The 20,801-nt window shown below is 53.9% G+C and carries 20 protein-coding genes; all 20 read left to right on the forward strand.

The features are described from left to right. Nucleotides 1-6 precede the first annotated feature (6 nt). The 20 genes from BM412_RS07520 to uraH all read left to right on the forward strand — a co-directional run bounded on the left by BM412_RS07520 (nucleotide 7) and on the right by uraH (nucleotide 20,768). Nucleotides 7-1,815, forward strand: a complete 1,809-nt coding sequence (locus BM412_RS07520; RefSeq protein ID WP_091215832.1) for an ABC transporter ATP-binding protein — start codon at nucleotides 7-9, stop codon at nucleotides 1,813-1,815. A gap of 199 nt (nucleotides 1,816-2,014) precedes the next feature. Next, nucleotides 2,015-2,287: a hypothetical protein gene (locus BM412_RS07525; RefSeq protein ID WP_091215835.1), complete on the forward strand. Its 273-nt coding sequence runs from the start codon at nucleotides 2,015-2,017 to the stop codon at nucleotides 2,285-2,287. A 323-nt stretch (nucleotides 2,288-2,610) separates the two neighbouring features. After that, nucleotides 2,611-3,888 (forward strand): serine--tRNA ligase, encoded by a 1,278-nt coding sequence (gene serS / locus BM412_RS07530; RefSeq protein ID WP_091215838.1) that lies wholly within the window; start codon nucleotides 2,611-2,613, stop codon nucleotides 3,886-3,888. Nucleotides 3,889-3,981: 93 nt separating this feature from the next. Further along, nucleotides 3,982-4,947, forward strand: coding sequence for an AAA family ATPase (locus BM412_RS07535; RefSeq protein WP_091215840.1), 966 nt, complete (start codon nucleotides 3,982-3,984; stop codon nucleotides 4,945-4,947). 27 nt (nucleotides 4,948-4,974) lie between these two features. Beyond that, the gene (locus tag BM412_RS07540) at nucleotides 4,975-6,069 is read left to right on the forward strand and encodes a DUF58 domain-containing protein (protein WP_091215844.1); all 1,095 of its coding nucleotides are present in this window, start codon (nucleotides 4,975-4,977) and stop codon (nucleotides 6,067-6,069) included. Next, the gene (locus tag BM412_RS07545; RefSeq protein WP_091215846.1) at nucleotides 6,066-7,382 is read left to right on the forward strand and encodes a DUF4129 domain-containing protein; all 1,317 of its coding nucleotides are present in this window, start codon (nucleotides 6,066-6,068) and stop codon (nucleotides 7,380-7,382) included. Before BM412_RS07540 ends, BM412_RS07545 begins: the two co-directional genes overlap by 4 nt. Nucleotides 7,383-7,460: 78 nt before the next feature. Beyond that, nucleotides 7,461-7,814, forward strand: a complete 354-nt coding sequence (locus BM412_RS07550) for a hypothetical protein (protein WP_091215848.1) — start codon at nucleotides 7,461-7,463, stop codon at nucleotides 7,812-7,814. A gap of 216 nt (nucleotides 7,815-8,030) precedes the next feature. Next, entirely contained in the window at nucleotides 8,031-9,053 is a 1,023-nt protein-coding gene (locus BM412_RS07555) for an XdhC family protein (RefSeq protein WP_143111574.1), read from the forward strand. After that, nucleotides 9,050-9,688, forward strand: a complete 639-nt coding sequence (locus BM412_RS07560) for a nucleotidyltransferase family protein (protein ID WP_091215853.1) — start codon at nucleotides 9,050-9,052, stop codon at nucleotides 9,686-9,688. The genes BM412_RS07555 and BM412_RS07560 overlap by 4 nt, the downstream gene beginning before the upstream one ends. Nucleotides 9,689-9,804: 116 nt before the next feature. Next, entirely contained in the window at nucleotides 9,805-10,992 is a 1,188-nt protein-coding gene (locus BM412_RS07565) for a BMP family ABC transporter substrate-binding protein (protein WP_091215856.1), read from the forward strand. 25 nt (nucleotides 10,993-11,017) lie between these two features. Then, a complete protein-coding gene (locus BM412_RS07570) occupies nucleotides 11,018-12,565 on the forward strand; it encodes an ABC transporter ATP-binding protein (RefSeq protein ID WP_091215859.1) in 1,548 nt (515 codons plus the stop codon). Then, nucleotides 12,562-13,677, forward strand: a complete 1,116-nt coding sequence (locus BM412_RS07575; protein ID WP_091215861.1) for an ABC transporter permease — start codon at nucleotides 12,562-12,564, stop codon at nucleotides 13,675-13,677. The genes BM412_RS07570 and BM412_RS07575 overlap by 4 nt, the downstream gene beginning before the upstream one ends. Nucleotides 13,678-13,694: 17 nt before the next feature. Beyond that, nucleotides 13,695-14,624, forward strand: a complete 930-nt coding sequence (locus tag BM412_RS07580; protein WP_091215864.1) for an ABC transporter permease — start codon at nucleotides 13,695-13,697, stop codon at nucleotides 14,622-14,624. Between the two features lie 36 nt (nucleotides 14,625-14,660). After that, on the forward strand, nucleotides 14,661-15,578 hold the full coding sequence (locus tag BM412_RS07585; protein ID WP_091215867.1) for an FAD binding domain-containing protein: 918 nt from the start codon (nucleotides 14,661-14,663) through the stop codon (nucleotides 15,576-15,578). Nucleotides 15,579-15,617: 39 nt separating this feature from the next. Further along, nucleotides 15,618-17,921: a xanthine dehydrogenase subunit D gene (gene pucD, locus BM412_RS07590; RefSeq protein WP_091215869.1), complete on the forward strand. Its 2,304-nt coding sequence runs from the start codon at nucleotides 15,618-15,620 to the stop codon at nucleotides 17,919-17,921. Next, the gene (locus BM412_RS07595) at nucleotides 17,918-18,421 is read left to right on the forward strand and encodes a (2Fe-2S)-binding protein (protein ID WP_091215872.1); all 504 of its coding nucleotides are present in this window, start codon (nucleotides 17,918-17,920) and stop codon (nucleotides 18,419-18,421) included. Before pucD ends, BM412_RS07595 begins: the two co-directional genes overlap by 4 nt. Then, complete coding sequence (locus BM412_RS07600; RefSeq protein ID WP_091215875.1) at nucleotides 18,418-18,903, forward strand: nucleoside deaminase; 486 nt, start codon at nucleotides 18,418-18,420, stop codon at nucleotides 18,901-18,903. The genes BM412_RS07595 and BM412_RS07600 overlap by 4 nt, the downstream gene beginning before the upstream one ends. Beyond that, nucleotides 18,900-19,400: a 2-oxo-4-hydroxy-4-carboxy-5-ureidoimidazoline decarboxylase gene (uraD, locus tag BM412_RS07605; RefSeq protein ID WP_177245698.1), complete on the forward strand. Its 501-nt coding sequence runs from the start codon at nucleotides 18,900-18,902 to the stop codon at nucleotides 19,398-19,400. The genes BM412_RS07600 and uraD overlap by 4 nt, the downstream gene beginning before the upstream one ends. Before the next feature lie 25 nt (nucleotides 19,401-19,425). Further along, entirely contained in the window at nucleotides 19,426-20,427 is a 1,002-nt protein-coding gene (gene pucL, locus BM412_RS07610; RefSeq protein WP_091215878.1) for a factor-independent urate hydroxylase, read from the forward strand. Next, the gene (gene uraH / locus BM412_RS07615) at nucleotides 20,424-20,768 is read left to right on the forward strand and encodes a hydroxyisourate hydrolase (protein ID WP_218163127.1); all 345 of its coding nucleotides are present in this window, start codon (nucleotides 20,424-20,426) and stop codon (nucleotides 20,766-20,768) included. Before pucL ends, uraH begins: the two co-directional genes overlap by 4 nt. Nucleotides 20,769-20,801 lie beyond the last annotated feature (33 nt).

Here is a 20,801-nt window from a genome sequence, read left to right on the forward strand (position 1 = left end):
ACCTCAATGAGTCAAGTCGAATGGGATTCCGACGAAGATTTAGAAGAGAAGCCGTTTAACCGGGAGTACATGAAGCGCTTGTTCCGCTACGTGCTCCCTTACCGCAAAGTACTTGCCATCGTCCTCGTTATTGTCTTGTTCAACATGGGGCTCAGTCTCGCGGAGCCGCTGCTGCTAAGGTATATCATTGACGAAGGAATCTTAAAGCAAGATTTCTTCGTGATTAATATGATCGGTATCACCCTGCTGGGGATTAGAGTAGCGGGCTGGCTGTTTGGCTACCTGCATACCAGATTCATCAATTTTACCGGACAACGCATTTTGTTCGATCTGCGACAACAGTTGTTCAATCATTTGCAATCCCTATCGTTTCGTTTCTTTGACGGGCGACCGGCAGGCAAAATCATGTCCCGCATCACGAACGACACGAACGCGATCGGCGAGCTCATCAACGGCGGCTTGATTACGCTTGTCATGGAGTTTACGCACCTGATCGGGATCGTAGTTATCCTGCTATGGATGGATTGGAAGCTGGCGTTGTTATCGTTCATTACCCTGCCGCTGCTCTACTTGGTTGTCGGCCAAATGCAATCCAAAATCGAAGGCTCCTGGTCGCGATCCCGCAAGACGATGTCCGCGATCAACGGCAATTTGAACGAGACGCTGCAAGGCATACGCGTCATTCAAGCGTTCTCTCGCCAATCCGAGAACAACAAGCGGTTCGAGAAGCTGAACACTCGTAATAAGAATGCGTTCATGCGGGCCGTAACGCTGGAATCGATCGTCTTCCCTTCCGTTGAGATGATCGGGATGATCGGAACCTGCGTCGTGCTGTGGTTCGGTGCGCAAGCGGTGATGGATAAAGAACTGACGCTGGGCTTCATTATGGCCTTCATCAATTACTTGTGGCGTTTCTGGGGACCGCTCAGCGCGCTCTCCAAAGTGTATAGCCAGGTGCTGTCTGCAATGGCTTCGGCAGAGCGTATCTTCGAGATCCTGGACTCCGAACCGGAAGTGAAGGATCGCGCCAACGCGAAACCGATGAAAACGATTCAAGGCGAGGTTGTATTCGAGAACGTAGCATTCCGCTACGAAGCGGATAAACCGGATGTGCTAAAGAATATTAATCTTCATATTAAGCCGGGGCAGCGCGTTGCGCTAGTGGGTCCAACCGGTGCAGGGAAAAGCACGATCGTCAATCTGCTCATGCGCTTCTATGATACGACCGGCGGCCGGATTCTAATTGACGGCCAAGAAGTGAAGGATGTAACGCTGGAGTCGCTGCGGCGTCAGATGGGTATCGTGCTGCAGGATTCCTTCATCTTCTCCGGAACGATTGAAGAGAATTTGCGCTACGGCAACGAGGACGCATCCGATGAGGCGCTGCGCCGCGCAGCCGAGAATGTACGCATCGACAAGTTTGTCTCCCAATTTGCGGACGGTTATCAGACGCAGGTCGAGGAGCGCGGGTCGAAGCTGTCCGTCGGTCAGCGCCAGCTGCTGGCCTTCGGTCGGGTACTGCTCTCAGATCCGCGCATTCTGATTCTGGATGAAGCTACGTCCAGTGTAGATACAGAGACGGAACAGCACATTCAAGCCGCGCTTCATACGATGCTGGAAGGCCGTACGGCGTTTATTATCGCGCATAGGCTATCTACGATCCGCGATGCCGATATCATTCTCGTCGTCAAGGATGGTCAAATTTCCGAGCAGGGTTCGCATGATGATCTAATGAAGCAAAATGGGTTGTACAAGAAGCTTTATATGACGCAATTCGAGATGCAGCAGTCGCTTGCGATGCAAACGGGTGCTTAAGATTCGCGCGAACGGCAGCTCCTAATTCAGGGGGCTGCTCTTTCTTTCGTGCTAGAGAGGCACATATTTGCGAGAATAACCGGAAGTTCACGTTTCGGGCAGTTCCCACATGGATAAACTATATAAATGAATTGACATTCACCCGCAAATTTAATAAGCTTACAAGGAATTTTCAAATCTACAAAACAGGAGATTGATTATGAAATTCAATATGAAAATTAAAGATTTTGCAGCTGCAGACATTAATGTAGCAGATGGACTATATCATTTTGTCGTTACGATGTCCGATAACACCCAATGCCGACTGATCTTCACGAAGAAGCCGGATTGGAAATTGATTGGCGTTAACCGTCTTCTTACGGTTCCTTGCCCAATCTGCAGAAGAGATTACTACTGCAACTGCATGACTAAGTATGTAGAAGCATTTGAGCGTGAAGTGCTCGAGAAAGAGCTTATTTCTTCCGTTCTGTAATTTTTCGGGCCGTCATTCATGACTGCCCCTTGCACCTTGAGTATAGCTCTGCTATACTAACGAACAATAAGCACACAGGCCGATGATGAGCATCCAACTCGGAGGCGTTGCGTACAGAGTTTGACGGCAATTCGGTTGCCGTTCCAGGCTCTCCAAGCATTCCGGTACCGCACCGTTATCGGCGGATCTGAGAGAGTCGATCATGCGATTGACTAATTTGGGTGGCACCGCGAGCGCGTTCTTCGTCCCATTGTTATGGGACAAAAGGAACGCGTATTTTTGTTTGTCTCCAACGACATTACAAATTAAAGGGAGTGCTTACCATGCTAAACATCGCAGCGATCAGACAGCAAGCGAAAGCGTATCAACAAGCCGCAAATTCGAAAAAGATTTCGATATCGATTGAAGAGCTCCTCGAAGTCGATGACCGCCGGCGGGAGCTGCTTCTACTCACGGAAACGCTTCGCGCGGAGCGAAACCGACGCTCGAAAGCGATTGAGCAGCTGATGCTCGAAGGCCGCAAGGAAGAAGCGGCACCATTGAAGCTTGAAACATCGGAGCTGCTGCAGCAGCTTAAGCTGGCAGAGGCACAGTATCGGCAAACGATGTTCCGCTACGAGGATCTGATGCTGCGCGTCCCTAATCTCACTTCGGCAGACACGCCGCCCGGAGCCGGTGATGAGGATAACGTTGAAATACGCCGAGTCGGAGACATTCCCGATTTTGCGACTTTCACGCCGCAGAGCCATGTGGAGATCGGGCAGCGATTGGGCATGGTGGATTTTGCGCGCGGAGTCAAGATCGGCGGTACCCGGCAATATGTGCTGGCCAATTACGGGCTTCAATTGCATAGGGCCGTCCAACAGCTGGCACTCGACATGTTGATGGATAAAGGATATGAGCTAATGGATGTGCCAGTTATGGTGAAGGAGGAGACGCTCGTGTCGTCGGGGTATTTTCCGGCTAATCGGGATCAGACCTTCGGCATTCAAGGGGAAGATAAGTGGCTGATCGGGACGTCGGAGGTGCCGCTCATCTCGTTCTACAGCGGGGAGCTCATGGATCTTGCTATTCCGAAGCGGCTTGGGGCTGTCAGCCCTTGTTATCGCAGCGAGGTCGGGTCGGCGGGGCGCGATGTACAGGGTCTCTATAGGGTTCATCAATTTGCGAAAGTCGAGCAGGTTGTCCTGTGTGAGGCTGATCTATCGCTGGCGTTATCGCTGCTGGAGCAAATGACGGCAACGAGCGAAGAGCTGCTGCAGCTGCTTGAGCTTCCGTATCGAGTGGTTGCGGTGTGCGCCGGCGATATGTCGCAGAAGAATTATAAGCAGTACGACATCGAGACATGGATGCCGAGCCGCGGCAGCTATGGGGAGACGCATTCGGCTTCGTTATTGCTGGATTTTCAGGCGCGGCGCTCGAATATCCGCTATTTGGACCAGAACGGAAAACCGCAATTTGCGTATACGTTGAACAATACGATGGTCGCCACGCCGCGAATTCTAATTCCGCTGCTGGAGAACCATCAGCGTGAAGATGGTTCGATTTATATCCCGCCCGTACTTCGTCCCTATATGAGAGGACTCTCGGAGCTTCGCTAGCAGTCTCTTAATCGGGTCTAGCCTGTCCGGTAGAATGGGGGTATACTTGAGAGGATGTACTTCCATTCGCTGGAAACGAGAGGAGCACGCAGGATGAGTTTAAGTAAAATCAGTCAAACGGCAGATCGAATTCGTTCCAATGTCAGTAAAGTCATCGTAGGGAAAGAAGATATCGTCGACAAATTAATTATCGCCATACTAACATCCGGCCATGTGCTGCTGGAAGATGTACCGGGGACAGGGAAGACGCTGCTCGCCAAAGCGCTTGCCAAGTCAATTGACGGCGCTTTCAAGAGGATCCAATTTACGCCGGATTTGCTCCCGTCCGACCTGACAGGCATTCACTTCTATAATCAGAAAATCGCGGAATTCGAATTTCGTCCGGGACCTCTCTTCGCTAACATTGTGCTGGCAGACGAGATAAACCGAGCGACGCCGCGCACACAGTCCAGCTTGCTGGAGTGTATGGAAGAGCGCCAAGTGAGCATCGACGGTACGACCCATACGCTTGGTCGTCCGTTTCTTGTTATTGCGACTCAGAATCCGATCGAGCAGCAGGGGACGTTCCCGCTGCCGGAGGCGCAGCTAGACCGCTTCCTGTTCAAGATTAAGATGGGCTACCCGACTACGGAGGAAGGCATCTCCATCATGAAGCGTTTCATGGCGGACAGTCCGCTGGAGCAGCTTGAGCCGGTTATCGGCGCGGAAGAGATTGAAGCTGCCAAGCAGCTGTTTACGAGCGTTCAAGTCAGTGAAGAGCTGCTTGGCTATATGCTTGCGATCGTAGAAGCGACCCGGGTGCATCCGGATGCGGCGCTCGGCGCCAGTCCGCGGAGCAGCCAGGCGCTGCTGCGTGCCTGCCAAGCGCATGCGGCAATCAAGGGCAGAGACTATGTTCTGCCGGATGATGTGAAGGCCATGGCGGTGCCTGTGCTGGCTCACCGTATCGCGCTGAGAAGCGTGCAGCGGATGCGTCCTGAAGCGGCGGAGCAGGTCATCGGCAGCATTCTTGGATCCGTCTCGGTGCCTGCGGATTCGCCGCTTGTCGGCCGGGCTTAAGAAGTCGGCCGTGGAGGGAGATGAAGCATGGGCATTCATTGGTATATTCTAAGCGCACTTTTTGTAATCTTGGTGCAGCGGTATATTTTCCGCTACTTGGGGATGAAAGGCGTGACGTATTCGCGTACGTTCAGCGTGGCGACCTGCTTTGAAGGCGACCGCATCGAAATGGTGGAGCGGTTAGTGAATCGTAAATTAGTGCCTGTGCCGTGGCTTCGCGTTGAATCCTTGCTGCACACCGGATTGAAATTCGAAAGCGATACCAATTTCGCGGTCAGCCACGGGCAATTTTATCAAAATCATCGCAGCTTATTCAGCCTTATGGGCAATAAGCAATTAAAACGCCGCCATACGGTTCTGGCCGCCTCGAGGGGATGCTACCGGCTGACCAGCGCGTCACTGACGTTTGGCGATCTGTTCGGAATGTTCAGCTCATGGCGGTCAGTGCCGCTTGAAGTGGAGCTGCTCGTGTACCCGCAGCCTGCCGATCGTTCGCTGATCCAGCTTCCTTCTCGGAGCTGGCAAGGGGATATCGCGGTGCGCAGATGGATTGTGGAAGATCCCTTCTACATCAGCGGAGTTCGGGAATACCGTCCGGGCGATTCTTTCAAAATGATCAATTGGAGCGCGACCGCGCGAACCGGCGCGATGCAGGTACACCGCCGCGACTACACCGCAGATTACCGGCTCATCGTTCTGCTCAATGTCGAGGATCATGCCGGGATGTGGGAAGCGGTCAATAACCCGGCTCTCATAGAAGAAGGCATCCGTTATGCGGCTGCGATTCTGCAATATGCGACCGAACAAGGCGTTGAAACGGCCTTTGCGAGCAACGGCCATGAGCTTGATCATCCGGAAACGGTCATGAAGGTAGATAGAGGAAGCGGGAGCGAGCATTTGACGCATTTATACGGTCAACTCGCGAAGCTTGTTATTGTGCGTACACAGCCTTTCGATGCGATGGTGGAGCAGCTCAGCTCCGCGTGGGAGGAACGCTGCGATGTCGTCATTATTTCAGCTTTCATGAGTGACCCTATCGAACGGCAAATGGCGAAGCTTCGAAGCGATGGCCATTCGGTAGATTGGCTGCCGATTGCGGGAGTGGAGGTTGCTGCCGGATGAGTGCTTCAAATGTAAAAGGAAACGTGCTTAAAGCTATCATCTCGTTACTCTTATCGGGCTTGATCGAATTATTGTTGTTCATGCCGATCTACCTCGCTGTTTATGTATGGAAACCGCAATTTGGCGTATCGTTGCCTGCTATGATGCTTCTTCTGCTCGCAGGATATATGGTCGGTTGCGGACTTAATTTAATGGTGAAGTTTGCGCATTCGTTTGGCAGATGCGTACTTGCTGCGATCATTGCGGCCGCAAGCTGTTTCTTCTTATTTGGTTTGACGGTAGATGCGATTGTTCCGTTTCTGTATTTGACGGCCGCGCTGTTTCGGGGTTCGGCTTATGCGGTGACACATCCGTTATTGCGCCATCTGCCGCGAACGTATGTGATGGGGACGTCCTTTTATTTTGCCGGATCGGTCGTGTATCAATTTAAGGATGGTTTCAGTGCGTATCATTCCTTCTATTTGATTGCGGGATTGCTTGCGCTAGGCATTACGCTGTATCAGACGAATCGCAGTACGGTTAGCCGGGAGACATTATCCGGAGATGCCAAACCGGTCGTAGACTATACCGTGCGCAGACATAATCGGCTCTTCGTCGGCGTTGCCGCAGCGATATCCGTGCTGATTGTACTCAGCTATCAGCTGCAGGCTGTATTCGGGGCACTCGGACGCGGGGTAAAGGATCTGCTCGGCGGATTGTTAAGCGGAAGCGGGAAAGAGTCGGCTCCGCCTTCAAGCGGCGCAGAGACGCAGCAGCTGCCTGAAATGCCGCCGATCGACGGCGCATCGAAGGGGCTGCCGCTGTGGGTTGAGATAATCCTGTACGGTATCGCGGCGATAATGGTCGGATTCGTACTCTGGCTGGTCCTTCGCAAGCTGAAAGAGCTGCCGGAGTGGTTGAAACAGCTTCGCAGTAAACTTGCGCAGCTGTTCCGCAGGGATGCTGCGCGGACGACCAGCGGCTATGTCGATGAAGTCGAACGGATTCGAAGTTCCGGCAACCGGTTCACTTCATGGCGCAATCGCGCCAAAGAGCAGAAGCTCAAATGGAAGGATCTTGCGGATAATGAAGCGCGTGTGCGGTACTTATACCGCCGCTGGGTAGGCAGCTTCGTGAAGAAGGGGTATTCATTTAAGCCGCATCTGACGCCGAATGAAATCAGTGCAGATGTGCAGTCTCTGAGCAAAGGTAACGGTGCTGTTGAAACGAATCCGCTCCTTGCGGCTTATCAACGGGCGCGCTACGGCAAGCAATCCATTTCCAATGAGTTGTTGGAGGAGCTCATCGCTCGCGACGGAGGAGTGAAGCGCTGATTGGTACGAAATGACATAATCAGCTCTGGGTAGGGGCAATCTATAGCGGAACTAGGAAACCGCAATAGGAGGCTCAATATGGAGATGCAAGGTCAATCGAACCTAAACAGTCAACAGCTTAGCTATGAGCAGTTCCAAGAGCAGATCAAGCAAAGACAACAGCAAGAGCAGCTGCAGGCGCAGCAGGCGCTGCGCAATGCGGGGCTGGACCCGAAATCACAACAGGTCCAACAGGTCGTTCAGGAGCTGTACAACATTGAACGCGAGCTGAAGCTGGCCGAGAATCAGCTGCAAATGCAAATGGATGCGCAGAAACGTCAAATTCAGCTCATTCAGCAGAAAATCCAGCAGGCGATGGCGCAAGTGAAGAGCTCGCTTGCCTCGCAGCCGAGCTCGACAGCTTCCTATCCATCGAACAATTACATGCAATAACAATCGAATAAGCCCTAGAAAACCTTCTTGCCGCAGCGTCTGGGACGTGCAGCGAGGAGGTTTTTTTGGCATACAATATGTAAATTAACGTTACATTATGCTCTTGAATATTTTCATAGAGCGTCCTATTATGTTATATAACATGACATTTATAATTCGTTGGTGTTTCCTTTCGTGATACCTGCATGTAAGGTTTTGGAGGTGGCGGCGGTGGATATGACTCCGATATTGGTCGAACTGGCAGCGGATCATCGAAGTGAAGTGCCGGCTGTTCTGGCTACGATTATTCGAGTAAGCGGTCACTCTTATCGCAAAGAAGGAGCGGCAATGCTGATTTACGCAAGCGGCAGGAGGATCGGGAGTTTAAGTCCGGGCTGCTTGGAAGAGGATCTGCATGCAAGGGTGGAGGATGTGCTGGAGAGCGGGTTTCCGGTCATGGTGAGCTACAATCTCCGATCCGAAGAAGATGTTATATGGGGAGAAACGGTTGGCTGCGGCGGTGAGGTAACCGTCCTCGTGGAGGCTGCTCGCGGTGGGCTGCTGCGCTTGCTCCGAGAGGCGGATCGGCGTATGCAATTCGAGCAAACGATTGCACTTAGCCGAAGATGGGGCGGCTCGCGAATCGATTATAAGCTCGTGGATGAGGATGGTTTGGTTGTCGACGGCGTTCTTGTAGACGCTCCGAACATAACGGATACCGAGCAGCGAGAGGGAAGTCTCATCTGTGTCTGGCCGCCGAAGCCGAGGCTTATTCTGTTCGGGGATGGGCAGGATGCAGCTGCGATTGCAAAGATAGCCGTCGATATTGGGTTTCGCGTTGTAATTGCCGATTGGCGTGAACGCGACATGGAAGGCGAGAGTGGCCGTTATCGCGCCAACCTTAGTACTAACGTGGCGTTTGTCATGGGGACTCCTCAAGAGTTGATCGATAAACTTCAGCTTGGAATCAAGGATTATCTGATCGTGTGCAGCCATCATTTGCGGCATGATCGGGAGATGCTTAGCCGGGCGATTCCTTTAGGACTGCGTTATATCGGGCTGCTGGGTTCGAGGTCGAGAACGGCGCAGCTGCTTGAAGGACTGGATCGAAGGGCAAATGTATATGCGCCGATGGGGCTGCCGATCAGTGCGGAAGGTCCGCAGGAAATAGCGGTTAGTGCAGCCGCGCAATTGATTGCGGTACGCGCTGCTGCGCAGCATGCCATGCAAACAAGTAAAGAGGAGGCGAAACCGGGATGAAAATAGGCAGTATCTATCTCGCTGCAGGCTCAAGCAAACGAATGGGGGAAGCGAAGCTGTCGCTGGAATTGGCTCCTGGCGTCACAATGGGAAGTCGAGGCTTACAGGAGCTGCGCAGCTGCGGATTTCACTCGTTGACTGTCGTCGTGCGGCCGGATGATCCGCTCTTATGGCTGTATGACCGCAAGGAACGGCTTGGGTTGCTGCCTAAGTACCGGATTACCCTCTGCAAAGAAGCGCAAGGCGGGATGTCGCATTCCATCCGAAGCGGCATTCAAGCGCTCTTGTCGGAAAATCCGGATGCCGTGTTAATTGCGCTGGCAGATCAGCCCTTTGTAAATGCGACGCTGCTTAAACGCCTTGTGTCCGTGTTTCAAGAGGATCCGACAGTGGATTATGTGGCCAGCGGATATGGGGACGTAGCGGGTCCGCCGGTGATTTTTAACAAATCGATGTTCCCGCTGTTGTGTGAGCTTGAAGGCGACGCCGGAGCGAGGAAACTGCTGAAATCTCCGAAATATCGGGGAAAGGTAGTCCGTTATGCGGCGGAATGGGCTTTCATTGATGTGGATACGAAAGATCAACTGGAGAAGGCGAGGCTGATTTGGTCCCAAATGCAATTGAAAGCGAAGTAACATGTAAGTCATGTTAATGTAATATAAGTTGACGTATTCATGACGCCGACTTATAGTGGAATTACGTCCCAGGCAGAACCTGGGATGAATATAGATAAGGTTTGGGGAGGAACGGTATGAAACTTCGTAACCGGGCAATGACGTTTGGTTTGACGGCCATGCTTGCATTTGTCATGGTGCTGACCGGCTGCAGCAGCACAAACAACGAAGATAAGACATCAACCTCTACTAACGCGGCTAAGGCAGAAGATACGGATTCAAACACGGCGACAAGCACGAACACGACGACTACGGAAACGGAATCAGAAGCTAAAGTCCCTCGTGTCGCGTTCGTTTACATCGGACCGCCGGGTGACGGCGGCTGGACGTTCCAGCATGATCAAGGGCGTAAGTATATGGAAGAACAGACAGGCATCAAAGCCGACACGGTAGAGAATGTGCCCGAGAGCGCGGATGCGGAGCGCATCATTACAGAGCTGGCGCAGAACCACGATATTATTTTCACAACAAGCTTCGGTTATATGGATTACACCTTGAACGTGGCGAAGAAATTTCCGAAGGTCATCTTCGAACATACGGCTGGTTATAAAACAGCTGACAACATGGGTACTTATTTCGGGAAAAACTTCGAAGCCAGTTACTTAGCCGGCATCGCGGCAGGAAAGGTAACGAAGAAAAATCATCTCGGTTATGTAGGCGCATTTCCGATTCCGGAAGTTATTTATAATATCAACGCGTTTGCATTAGGCGCACAAAGCGTGAATCCGGACATAAAAGTAGACGTCGTGTGGTCCAACACATGGTTTGATCCGAACACGGAGCGGCAAGCGGCGATCAGTCTGCTGGATAAAGGCGCGGATGTATTGATGGCTTATCAAGATTCACCTGCTACCGTTCAAGCTGCGGCTGAGCGCGGTGCGTTCGCAGGCGGCAACGACTCGGATATGAGCAAATATGCGCCGGATGCGTATTTGACCAACCCGGTATGGAACTGGGGACCGTATTACACTAGCGTCGTGAAAGCCGTGCAGGACGGAACGTGGAAAAACGAGCAATTCATGGGCTCGATGGCAGACGGGATGGTCGATCTCGCGCCGCTTGGCGCGAAGGTGCCGGATGACGTGAAGAAGCTGGTTGAGGATGCGAAGGCGAAGGTTCTGGACGGATCCCTGCAAGTGTTTACCGGTCCGATTGCGGATGCAAGCGGAGCAGAGAAGCTGAAAGCCGGCGAAACGATGAGTTTGGACGCGATCTTGAAAATGGATTGGTTCGTCAAAGGGGTAGCGGGCACGATTCCGAAGTAATCCGATGGTCAGGAGGCGTTTCGTCATGCAGGGAAGCTTCTCCGTTGAAATGCGAGGCATTGTGAAGCGCTTCGGAAGTGTGATCGCGAGCGACGGGGTGGACTTTCGGGCGAGAGCGGGCGAGATTCATGCGCTGCTTGGCGAGAACGGGGCAGGCAAGAGCACGCTGATGTGCATGCTCTCAGGCGTGTACCAGCCGACGGACGGCGCCATCTGCCTGCGCGGCGAACAAGTGAGAATTCGTTCGCCGAAGGATGCGATGAAGCAAGGTGTCGGCATGGTTTTTCAGAACTTCCGACTTGTTCCGACGCTGACGGCCGCGGAGAACATTGTGCTCGGAGAGCAATCCTCCGTCTGGCGAGGCGCCGGGTGGATGAAGAAGAAGCAAGAAGAGATAGAAGCCATTGCGAGGCGATTCGGTCTTGCGATCCATGTTGATCGTCCGATCTGGCAGCTCTCCGTTGGCGAGCAGCAGCGCGTAGAAATTATGAAAACCTTGTACCGGGGGGCGGAAATCATCGTCCTGGATGAGCCGACCTCCGTCTTAACGCCCGATGAGGCCGATCTTCTCTTTCAGACGCTCGAAGCGATGAAGAAGGAAGGCAAGACCGTCATTATGACGACGCATAAGCTGGGTGAAGTGATGCAGGCTTCGGATCGAATCTCGGTTATGCGAAAAGGCAAGATGGTTGTAACGATGGACACGAGCGAAACGAATGAACGCGATTTAGCGAGGCTGATGGTCGGTAAAACGATCATCGAGATGCCTCATCTATCAGCAGGGACTCCGCGCGGGGAGCTGCTGCTCTCCGCGCAAGAGCTGGAAGTGATGGCCGATCATGGCCGCGCGGCGTGCAAAGGGCTGTCGCTTCACGTATACCAAGGTGAAATCGTCGGCATCGCCGGTGTCGCCGGCAATGGACAGAAGGAGCTGGCCGAAGTGCTGGCAGGACTTCGCTCTCCGAGCCGCGGTTCCATCCGTTTCGCGGGGAAGGATATGCGTTCGTCTACAGTGCGGGACTTCATCGAAGCCGGTATTGCGCATATACCCGAGAACCGGATGCGCAGCGGATTGGCCGGGAGCTTGGGGTCTACGGACAATCTGTTACTGAAGTCTTATCGTTCCGGAGCGCGGACGAGGCTTGGATTTCTGCGGATGAAACGCAATCTGGCTTGGTCACAACAGCTTATCGAGCAATTCGATGTAAGAACGCCTTCCGTATCTACGCCTGTCAGTCAGCTTTCCGGCGGCAATCAGCAGAAGCTGCTGTTCGCACGCGAGATTCATCAGTCGCCGAAGTTGATGATTGCGGTTCATCCTACCCAGGGCTTGGATGTCGGGGCTGCAAACAGCGTACATCAGCTGTTGTTTCGGCTGCGTCATTCAGGCGGAAGCGTTCTGCTGATTTCGGAGGACCTCGACGAAGTACTTCGCCTGTCAGACCGAATTCTCGTCATAAGCCGAGGGGCAATTGTCGGTGAGCTGAATCGGGAAGAAGCAACCCGGGAGCAAATCGGTCTCTATATGGCAGGGGTTCGAGACGAGAGCGGCGGAGGGGAGGAAGTGATATGAATGACCACCCCGTTGCCGGTCATCCGCTGCCGCAGCAGGTTAGAGCGAAACGGAGGTTCCCTCTCCGGCTCGTATTGGAACCGGGAGCCGATTCCGCCCGGAATCCATGGTGGGTCGTCCTTATCTCCATGATCCTGGCGCTGATCGTATGCGGCATCTTCATTGCCATGAATGGGATGAACCCGCTCATCGTATATAAGAAGATGGTGACCGGTGCGTTTGGCAGCTCGTACGGCCTCTCGGAAACGCTTGTTAAAGCGATACCGCTCCTCTTATGCGGAATCGGCGTTTCCATCGCTTACCGGATCTCGTTCTGGAACATCGGAGCAGAAGGACAATTTGCCGCAGGTGCAATTGCGGCAACCGCGGTCACGATTTATTTTCCGACATTGCCGATGTACTTCTCTATCCCGCTAATGGCCGTATTCGGCATTCTGGCCGGTGGAATATGGGGTTTACTCACCGCTTTGCCCCGTATTTATTTTCGAGTCAACGAGCTGATTACTTCCTTGATGCTGAATTACGTCGCGCTGCTGGCGCTGGATTACGTTGTCTTCGGCCCTTGGCGAGACCCGGAAGGCTTCAACTTCCCCGGAACGCCTGTATTCACCGCCGCACAATCGTTGCCCGTGCTCGGCGGCACGCGACTCCATGCCGGCCTAATAATCGGACTCGTCGCGGCGGCAATGTATGCCATTACGATTAGGTATACGAAGTGGGGGTATGAGCTGCGAGTCATCGGCGCCAACCCGGAAGCAGCCAAACATGCGGGAATGCCGCTTAGTAAGCATATTCTGCTTGTCATGCTGATTAGCGGCGGCTTAGCCGGTATTGCCGGAATGAGCGAGGTATCGGGCGTTACGCATCGATTGATGTACGGAATCTCTCCGGGTTATGGGTATACGGCTATAATCGTCGCTTGGCTGGCGAAGCTGAACCCGATCGGCTTAGTTATATCTTCCGTCTTGTTCGGCGGATTGATCGTCGGCGGCTACAGCGTTCAAACGATCGGTTTGCCGTCATCGATTTCGAATATGCTGCAAGGCGCAATCCTATTTTTCCTCATTGCCGGCGGCTTCATTGGCCGCTTGCGATTGCGCCGAAACGTGTAACGGGGAGTGTCGAGCTTATGGAAACCATGATTCAGCTCATACAGGTCGCCATCTCTTCCGGTACGCCGCTCTTGATTGCAGCGCTTGGAGGGATTCTGATTGAACGCTCCGGCATCATTCAGCTTGGCGCGGAAGGGTTGATGCTGCTCGGCGCCGTGATGGCGGGGTTGACCTATTTGCATACCGAAAATCTCACATTCACCTTGCTCGCCGTCATCGCAATTAGCGCAGTTATCGGCTTGCTGCATGCGGTTTTCACGGTATCGCTGCGAACGAACCAAATTGTAACCGGACTTGCGCTGACATTATTCGGCTCAGGTCTGAGCGCTTATCTGGGCAAAAGCATCAGCGGTATTCCGATCGCGCATGCCGTACCTGCAATACGAATGAACTGGCTTGCCCAAGTGCCTGTTGCCGGTGATATTTTTGCTCGGTTGGATTTGTTTACTTGGCTGAGTTTCCTGCTTGTTATCGCGATGCATCTGTTCATCTATCGGACGTCGTGGGGCTTGCATCTGCGCGCGATGGGCGACAGTCCTGCGACGGCGGATGTCATGGGAATCCGCGTTTATGCGTTCCGCTATGGTTGTGTAATCGCGGGCTCGATGCTCATCGGTATCGCCGGCGCGGACCTGCTGCTTGTGTATACCCCGACCTGGACGGAGGGGATGACGGCAGGACGGGGCTGGATCGCCGTCGCTCTCATTATTTTTGCCAGATGGAACCCCGTTCGTGCGTTATTGTGCGCATACTTCTTCGGCTTGCTCAGTACGATCGGCTTTAGGCTGCAGCTCATTGGCGTTGAAATCCCCTCTTATTTCCTGAAAATGATCCCGTACCTGGTCACCATTCTCGTCCTTATGGCTTTAGGCTGGCGTAACCGCAACAAACCGTCCGGCGCGCCTGAAGCGCTCGGCATGCCTTATTATCGGGAACAACGATTCTGAACCGATTGTTCGTTTGGGTAAGGAGGTGATCGAACGATGAGCATTACCGGCAATGAGCGTTTCCATCCTGCTCCTTCGGTGTGGCATCCGCTGGATGCGGCGGAAGCTTGGCGATTGAAACAGAGCCTCGGCGATGAAGCTACATTTATCTCCGGCGGCACTTGGCTCTCCGTCCAATGGGAGAACGGCGCGGCCAAACCTCGGCATCTGATCGATCTTAGCAGCATCCCCGGCATGAAAGGGATCTCCGTCAGCTCGAAAGAAATGACGATCGGCGCTTTATCCACCTTAACCACGCTTCGGCGAGATCCGTTTCTGGGGGAGCATTACAAGGGCGTCGTAGATGCCGTGACCACGATCGCCGCACCCTCTGTACGCAATGCCGCAACCATCGGAGGCAATATCGCTTGCAAGACCGGAGATATTCTGCCGGCACTGATCGTCAGCGAAGCGGAGCTGCTCTGGCATGATGGACGCGGCGCACAGCGCGAACCTCTTATTCTGTGGCTTGAAAACGGGAGTGATTCGGCGACTCCCCAGGGACGAATACTGACTCAAGTAAAACTGCAGCTGCCGGATGCGAACCCGCTTATACGGAGATTGGAAGTCTATCAGAAAATTGGCAGACGCGAGGCATTCACCCCTTCTGTCGTGACGGTGGCCTATTCCATTGATATGGATCGTGCCAGCGGGGCAATCAGCCGAATCCGAATGGCCGTAGGCGGAGGACAAATGGTTCCGCATCGGCTTTACGGAGCAGAGAAGCTGCTGCTTAATTCCAGCTTGAGCGCAGAGCTGATGGAGAAGCTGTATGAGCAAGTTGTGCTGGAAGCGCAGCCCAAAGGAGATTCCTTCGTTTCTGCGGCATACCGCAAACGAACAGCGGCGGGGCTTCTCTCAGCGTTATTGTGGCAGCAAGGGCAGCATGCAGGAAGGACTGCTTCGAGCGGGTAGTTGAAGACATAATTTCAGCGATACGGGAGGGTGATGAACATGCTGCTCAACCGAAGCAACGGCAAGGAGCGGTGGCGAGTCAGGCCCGATGGTCCTGATAAAGTGACGGGCAAGCTTGCGTATCTCACGGATCGGACGGCGCCGGGCATGCTGATTGGACGCGTGCTTCGCAGCCGCTATCCCCATGCGCGCATACTGGCCATTCGTACCGATAAAGCGAAGCAGCTGCCGGGCGTGCATGCGGTGCTGACGCATATGGATGTCCCGGGTTTGAACGGGTACGGCATAGCGATTCAAGATCAACCCGTGCTGTGCTGGGATAGAGTTCGCTACGTTGGCGATGCGGTAGCTTGCGTTGCCGCGGAGACGGCTCAACAAGCGGAGCAGGCACTGGCGCTAATCGAGGTCGATTATGAAGAGCTGCCGATCATGGACAGTCCTTCAAAGGCGATGGCGGCAGATGCGGTAAAGCTGCATGCCAAGGGGAATATTTTGCATCAAACCGATTTTGCCCGCGGGAATATCGAAGAAGGCTTCGCAGGATGCGTCCATATCGTGGAGGAGACTTACATCTCTCCTCGACAAATGCATGCGTACATGGAAACCGAGGGAGGATTGTTCGTTCCGGAAGCTGACGGACGGCTGACGGTTCACTCCCCGACGCAGCATGGGTTTATGGATCGGTTACAGCTATCGCGTATTACGGCGATGCCGGAGACAGCCATCCGTATCTTGTCCAGTCCGATCGGCGGTTCCTTCGGCGGCAAGGATGAGCTGAACGTTCAGCCGTACGGTGCGCTGCTGGCCCTCAAGACGAATCGGCCGGTTAAGATTCACAATTCCAGGCAAGAGTCCGTGCGAGCCGGACTTAAACGGCATCCGATGACGATTACGATGAAAACGGGCATTGACGGCAATGGCAGCATTCTGGCTCATCAAGTATCAATAACCGCGGATACCGGGCCTTACGCGACGCTTGGGGCGGAAGTGCTTCATTTTGCCACCGAGCATGTGATCGGGCCTTACCGATATGGAACACTCGATGTACAAAGTGTCTCTGTTTACACGAACAACGGAATGTCCGGCGAGTTTCGCGGTTTCGGCGGCAATCAGGCGATATTCGCGCTGGAAGGCCAGATGGATCGACTGGCGGAGACGTGCGGAATGGAGCCGTGGGCGTTCCGGCTGCACAATATGCGCAGAAAGGATGATCCGGGGCCGTTCGGGCATCCGATTGCACCAACGGATGGTGCTCGGCAAGTATGGGAGGCGGTCGCGGCTTCACCCTTGTGGCAGGAAAAGCAACAGTCGAAGCCGTCCGCTCCGGCTCAACCCTGGCTTCATACCGGCATCGGAGCGGCTTTCATCATGCATGGGGCAGGGCTTGGAGCCGGTATTCCCGACCCTGCCGGCGGCAGGTTGGTGCTTGCCCGAGACGGCGTCATAGAAGCGCAGTTCGGTTACGAGGAATGCGGGCAGGGTTTGCTCGCGTCCCTTGAACTGATGCTGCTGGAACAGTTCGGCTTCGCGCCGTCCGATCTGCGCCTCGTTATCGGCGACACCGATGCGGTGCCGGACAGCGGCTCGACGACCGCATCCAGAGCGACAACGATGATGTGGAAGTCGCTGCAGCAGCTGAAGCCTCCTTTTATAAACGGGCTGCTTGGCGCAGCGGCCGAACTGTTGGCGCTTCCCGAAGAGAGGCTCAGTGTTGGCGCAGGAGGGATTTGGAGCAAGGGCGAAGCGGGTGAGGGCAATGACAGCGGTGAGTTGCTGCTCTGTTACAAAGCGCTGGCCGATGGCGCCGGACGAGAGATCCGCGCCGAGACGAAGTTCGCGTTTCCTGCCACGACGTATCCGAGGACAGGAGCCCATTATTTGTATACGTTCGCTGCGGTAGTCGCGAAGGTGGAAGTCAATACGCTGACAGGACGCGTCCACGTTCTGGAGCAGTATCATGCCGTTGCGGCCGGACCGGTCATTAATCCGCAAGGATACTTGGGACAAATTGAAGGCGGGAGCATCATGGCGCTTGGCTATACGCTGACCGAAGAAGCGCTCATGGAAGAAGGCCGTTACATGACGGGGAACCTCGACAGTTACTTCATTCCGACAATCAAGGATGCGAACGGAATGGTCCATGTTGAGGCGATTGAGGAACTGCCGGAAGGCGATGATTACGGACCGCGAGGCGTTGGCGAAATCGGTTCGGTTGGCGTGGCTCCCGCCATTCTGGCGGCGGTACATGATGCAACCGGAAGACGTCTGAATAAGCTCCCGATCGATCCGCTTGAGCTGCTGAATCGGCCTACTTTCTCGGTGAAGGCGGTGAGGGACCTGTGAAAAATGAATTCGAGCTTCAGCAATGGTCTCCTTCTCCGCTTAACTGTACCGTCAATGGCGAAGAAGTCCGATTGAACGTTCCCGAAAGTAAACGATTGTTAGCGATTATCCGCGAGGATCTGGAGCTTACCGGTACGAAGATAGCCTGTGAAATCGGGCGATGCGGCGCCTGCATGGTATTGGTGGACGGCAAAGCAGCCAATGCCTGTCTGACGATGGCCTATCAGTGTAACGGAAAGGCCATTACGACAATTGAAGGCATAGGCGGAGAAGGACTGCATCCGGTCCAACAAGCCTTTCTGGAAGAAGGCGGCTATCAATGCGGCTATTGCACGCCGGGCATGATCGTTTCGGTGACGGCATTAATGCAAGAACAACCCAATCCAACGCTTGAAGAGGTTGAAGAGGCGTTGTCCGGCAACTTATGCCGGTGTACGGGCTATGGAGGCATTATTCGCGCGGTGCATCGGCTCATTGAACAAAGGGGGGATCTGCCATGAACGAGAAGGAGCGGCATCTGTATTATTTGCGTAAAAGCATTGAAGTGTCCAAGCAGGCATTAGCTTCAGGCAATACGCCTTTTGGCGCAATCTTGGTCGATCCGTCAGGCGCCATCGTTCTGGAGCAGGGCAATGTGGAAGTGACCACGGGCAGCTGCGCCGGTCATGCGGAAACGACCTTAATGGTGAACGCCTCCCGAACCTTCTCCAAGCAGCAGCTCTGGCAGTTCACTCTGTACACGTCCGTTGAGCCTTGTGCCATGTGTGCAGGAGCGATCTACTGGGGAAATGTGGGCACAGTCGTATATGGCATGTCGGAGAGCAGGCTTTCGGAGCTGACCGGCGAGGATGAACGGAATTTAACGTTGAACCTGCCTTGCAGGGACGTCTTTGCCTGCGGTCGCAAACCGATCGAAGTGATTGGGCCATTCCCGGAAATCGATGCGGAGACTGCGGCCGTACATGCGGGGTATTGGACATGAGCATAAGTTTATGGCAGCTGAATACGCTCAGTAAGGAGATGTTCGTCGGTCAAATCGGAGGGGTATTTGAGCACTCGCCTTGGGTAGCGGAGAAAGCTTGGGAAGCAAGGCCCTTTCATTCCGTGAACGAGCTTCATGAAGCGATGTTGGCCGTCGTGCGGCATGCGCCGGAAGAACGGGTGACCGAACTGTTTCGCGCGCATCCGGATTTGGCAACTCGAATGACCATGACGTCCTATTCCTCTGCCGAGCAGCAAGGGGCAGGGCTGCATGAGCTGTCCCCGGACGAGTTTAAGCGATTTGCACAGCTCAATGCAGCTTATACGTCGCAATTCGGATTTCCCTTTATAATGGCGGTACGCGGGCGAACGAAAGCGGATCTGCTGGCAGCCATGCAGCAGCGTCTGCAGCATTCCGCCGTGCAGGAACGAAGACAGGCGCTGCTGGAAATTCAGCGAATTACGCAGCTTCGCCTGATTGATTTAATTGATGAATAGTCTTGTGGGGAAAGGATGATGCTTGATGAAGCTTCGGGATGGACGGACGCTCTATTATGGCAAAGGCGATGTGCTTGCCTATCGAACCTATGCGGCTCCGCTTGCTGTAACGCCGATTCCGGAATCACCCTATTGTGGCGAAACGAATATAATTTTTGCGCATAATGTGACGTTCTCGGTCAGCAGCGAGGTGCTGCTGAGCTCGTTCAGTGAAGGGGATAACACGCATGTCGTGGCCACCGACTCGATGAAAAATTTCATTCTAAGGCATGCTGCTGCTTATGATGGCAGTACGACGGAAGGTTTCCTGGCGTATGTTGCCGAAGCTTTCCTCGCTCAATACCCGCACATAACGGACGTTGAAATGGCTGCAGATCGCATTCCGTTCCAGTCCATTCAGGTCGGCGGTGATGGGGGCTTTAACGAGAGCGGTTTGGTGTTTCGCCGGTCTCACAACGAACATGCCCATGCTTCGCTAGGGATGAAACGTGCGGCTGATGCCGGAGCCGTCGTTGTCAGTCATGCCAGCGGCATTGCGGATTTGCAGCTTATTAAAGTGAGCGGGAGCTCGTTCTACGGATTCATTCGCGATGAATATACGACGTTGCCCGAAAGCTATGATCGGCCTTTATTTATTTTCTTGAACATCAATTGGCGGTATTCGAAGGTGACGGATGCTATCGACGGGAATAGCGGTGCGTACGTAGCGGCGGAGCAAGTACGTGATCTGGCTCAGCACGTGTTCCACTCGATCCAGTCCCCGTCTATTCAATACTTGGTTTGTCAAATTGGCTTGCAGCTATTAACCAGATTCCTGCAATTGGAGGAGGTTAGCTTCGAATCCAACAACCGGACTTGGGAAACGATCGTCGACCGCGATTCGGTCACGGGAGCCGGTGCATATACGGAGCCGAGGCCGCCGTTTGGGTTTCAAGGATTCTCGCTGACCAGAGCGGATCTGGAGAGTGCTGAATTTCAAAAGGCGATGGCTGCTCATACTTCCGCCAAATCGGTCGTGTCGCCATGATGGGACAATTGACCACGCATGTTCTGGACACGTCGCAAGGAAAGCCGGCCGCCGGGATGAAGATTCAGCTGTGGGTTCATTCCTCGCTTGGCAGACCGCCGCAGCTGATTAAGGAAGTACAAACGAACGCAGATGGCCGAGTGGATACGCCTTTGCTGGGTCGAGGGGAATTGCATAGCGGCGAGTACGAGCTTGTGTTTGATGTAGGGAGCTATTTTGGCGGCGATATCCGGTTTTTGAATCTAGTGCCCGTTCGATTCATTGTCGAGGATTCGAGCTCCAACTATCATATCCCGCTGCTGGTCGCGCCAGGCGGATACAGCACCTATAGAGGCAGCTGAACTGTCAGGATTTTGCAAAATGGCTTGCGCAAT

Source organism: Paenibacillus sp. BC26 (assembly GCF_900116125.1).
Lineage (GTDB): Bacteria > Bacillota > Bacilli > Paenibacillales > Paenibacillaceae > Paenibacillus_Z > Paenibacillus_Z lignilyticus.

Excerpts from the sequence above, each read along its gene's own strand:
- BM412_RS07555 (WP_143111574.1), top strand. The coding sequence starts at position 8,031 with ATGACTCCGATATTGGTCGAACTGGCAGCGGATCATCGAAGTGAAGTG.
- BM412_RS07585 (WP_091215867.1), top strand. The coding sequence starts at position 14,661 with ATGAGCATTACCGGCAATGAGCGTTTCCATCCTGCTCCTTCGGTGTGG.
- BM412_RS07550 (WP_091215848.1), top strand. The coding sequence starts at position 7,461 with ATGGAGATGCAAGGTCAATCGAACCTAAACAGTCAACAGCTTAGCTAT.
- BM412_RS07535 (WP_091215840.1), top strand. The coding sequence starts at position 3,982 with ATGAGTTTAAGTAAAATCAGTCAAACGGCAGATCGAATTCGTTCCAAT.
- uraD (WP_177245698.1), top strand. The coding sequence starts at position 18,900 with ATGAGCATAAGTTTATGGCAGCTGAATACGCTCAGTAAGGAGATGTTC.
- pucL (WP_091215878.1), top strand. The coding sequence starts at position 19,426 with ATGAAGCTTCGGGATGGACGGACGCTCTATTATGGCAAAGGCGATGTG.
- pucD (WP_091215869.1), top strand. The coding sequence starts at position 15,618 with ATGCTGCTCAACCGAAGCAACGGCAAGGAGCGGTGGCGAGTCAGGCCC.
- uraH (WP_218163127.1), top strand. The coding sequence starts at position 20,424 with ATGATGGGACAATTGACCACGCATGTTCTGGACACGTCGCAAGGAAAG.
- BM412_RS07565 (WP_091215856.1), top strand. The coding sequence starts at position 9,805 with ATGAAACTTCGTAACCGGGCAATGACGTTTGGTTTGACGGCCATGCTT.
- BM412_RS07580 (WP_091215864.1), top strand. The coding sequence starts at position 13,695 with ATGGAAACCATGATTCAGCTCATACAGGTCGCCATCTCTTCCGGTACG.
- BM412_RS07520 (WP_091215832.1), top strand. The coding sequence starts at position 7 with ATGAGTCAAGTCGAATGGGATTCCGACGAAGATTTAGAAGAGAAGCCG.
- BM412_RS07540 (WP_091215844.1), top strand. The coding sequence starts at position 4,975 with ATGGGCATTCATTGGTATATTCTAAGCGCACTTTTTGTAATCTTGGTG.
- BM412_RS07570 (WP_091215859.1), top strand. The coding sequence starts at position 11,018 with ATGCAGGGAAGCTTCTCCGTTGAAATGCGAGGCATTGTGAAGCGCTTC.
- BM412_RS07575 (WP_091215861.1), top strand. The coding sequence starts at position 12,562 with ATGAATGACCACCCCGTTGCCGGTCATCCGCTGCCGCAGCAGGTTAGA.
- BM412_RS07525 (WP_091215835.1), top strand. The coding sequence starts at position 2,015 with ATGAAATTCAATATGAAAATTAAAGATTTTGCAGCTGCAGACATTAAT.
- BM412_RS07560 (WP_091215853.1), top strand. The coding sequence starts at position 9,050 with ATGAAAATAGGCAGTATCTATCTCGCTGCAGGCTCAAGCAAACGAATG.
- BM412_RS07545 (WP_091215846.1), top strand. The coding sequence starts at position 6,066 with ATGAGTGCTTCAAATGTAAAAGGAAACGTGCTTAAAGCTATCATCTCG.
- BM412_RS07600 (WP_091215875.1), top strand. The coding sequence starts at position 18,418 with ATGAACGAGAAGGAGCGGCATCTGTATTATTTGCGTAAAAGCATTGAA.
- serS (WP_091215838.1), top strand. The coding sequence starts at position 2,611 with ATGCTAAACATCGCAGCGATCAGACAGCAAGCGAAAGCGTATCAACAA.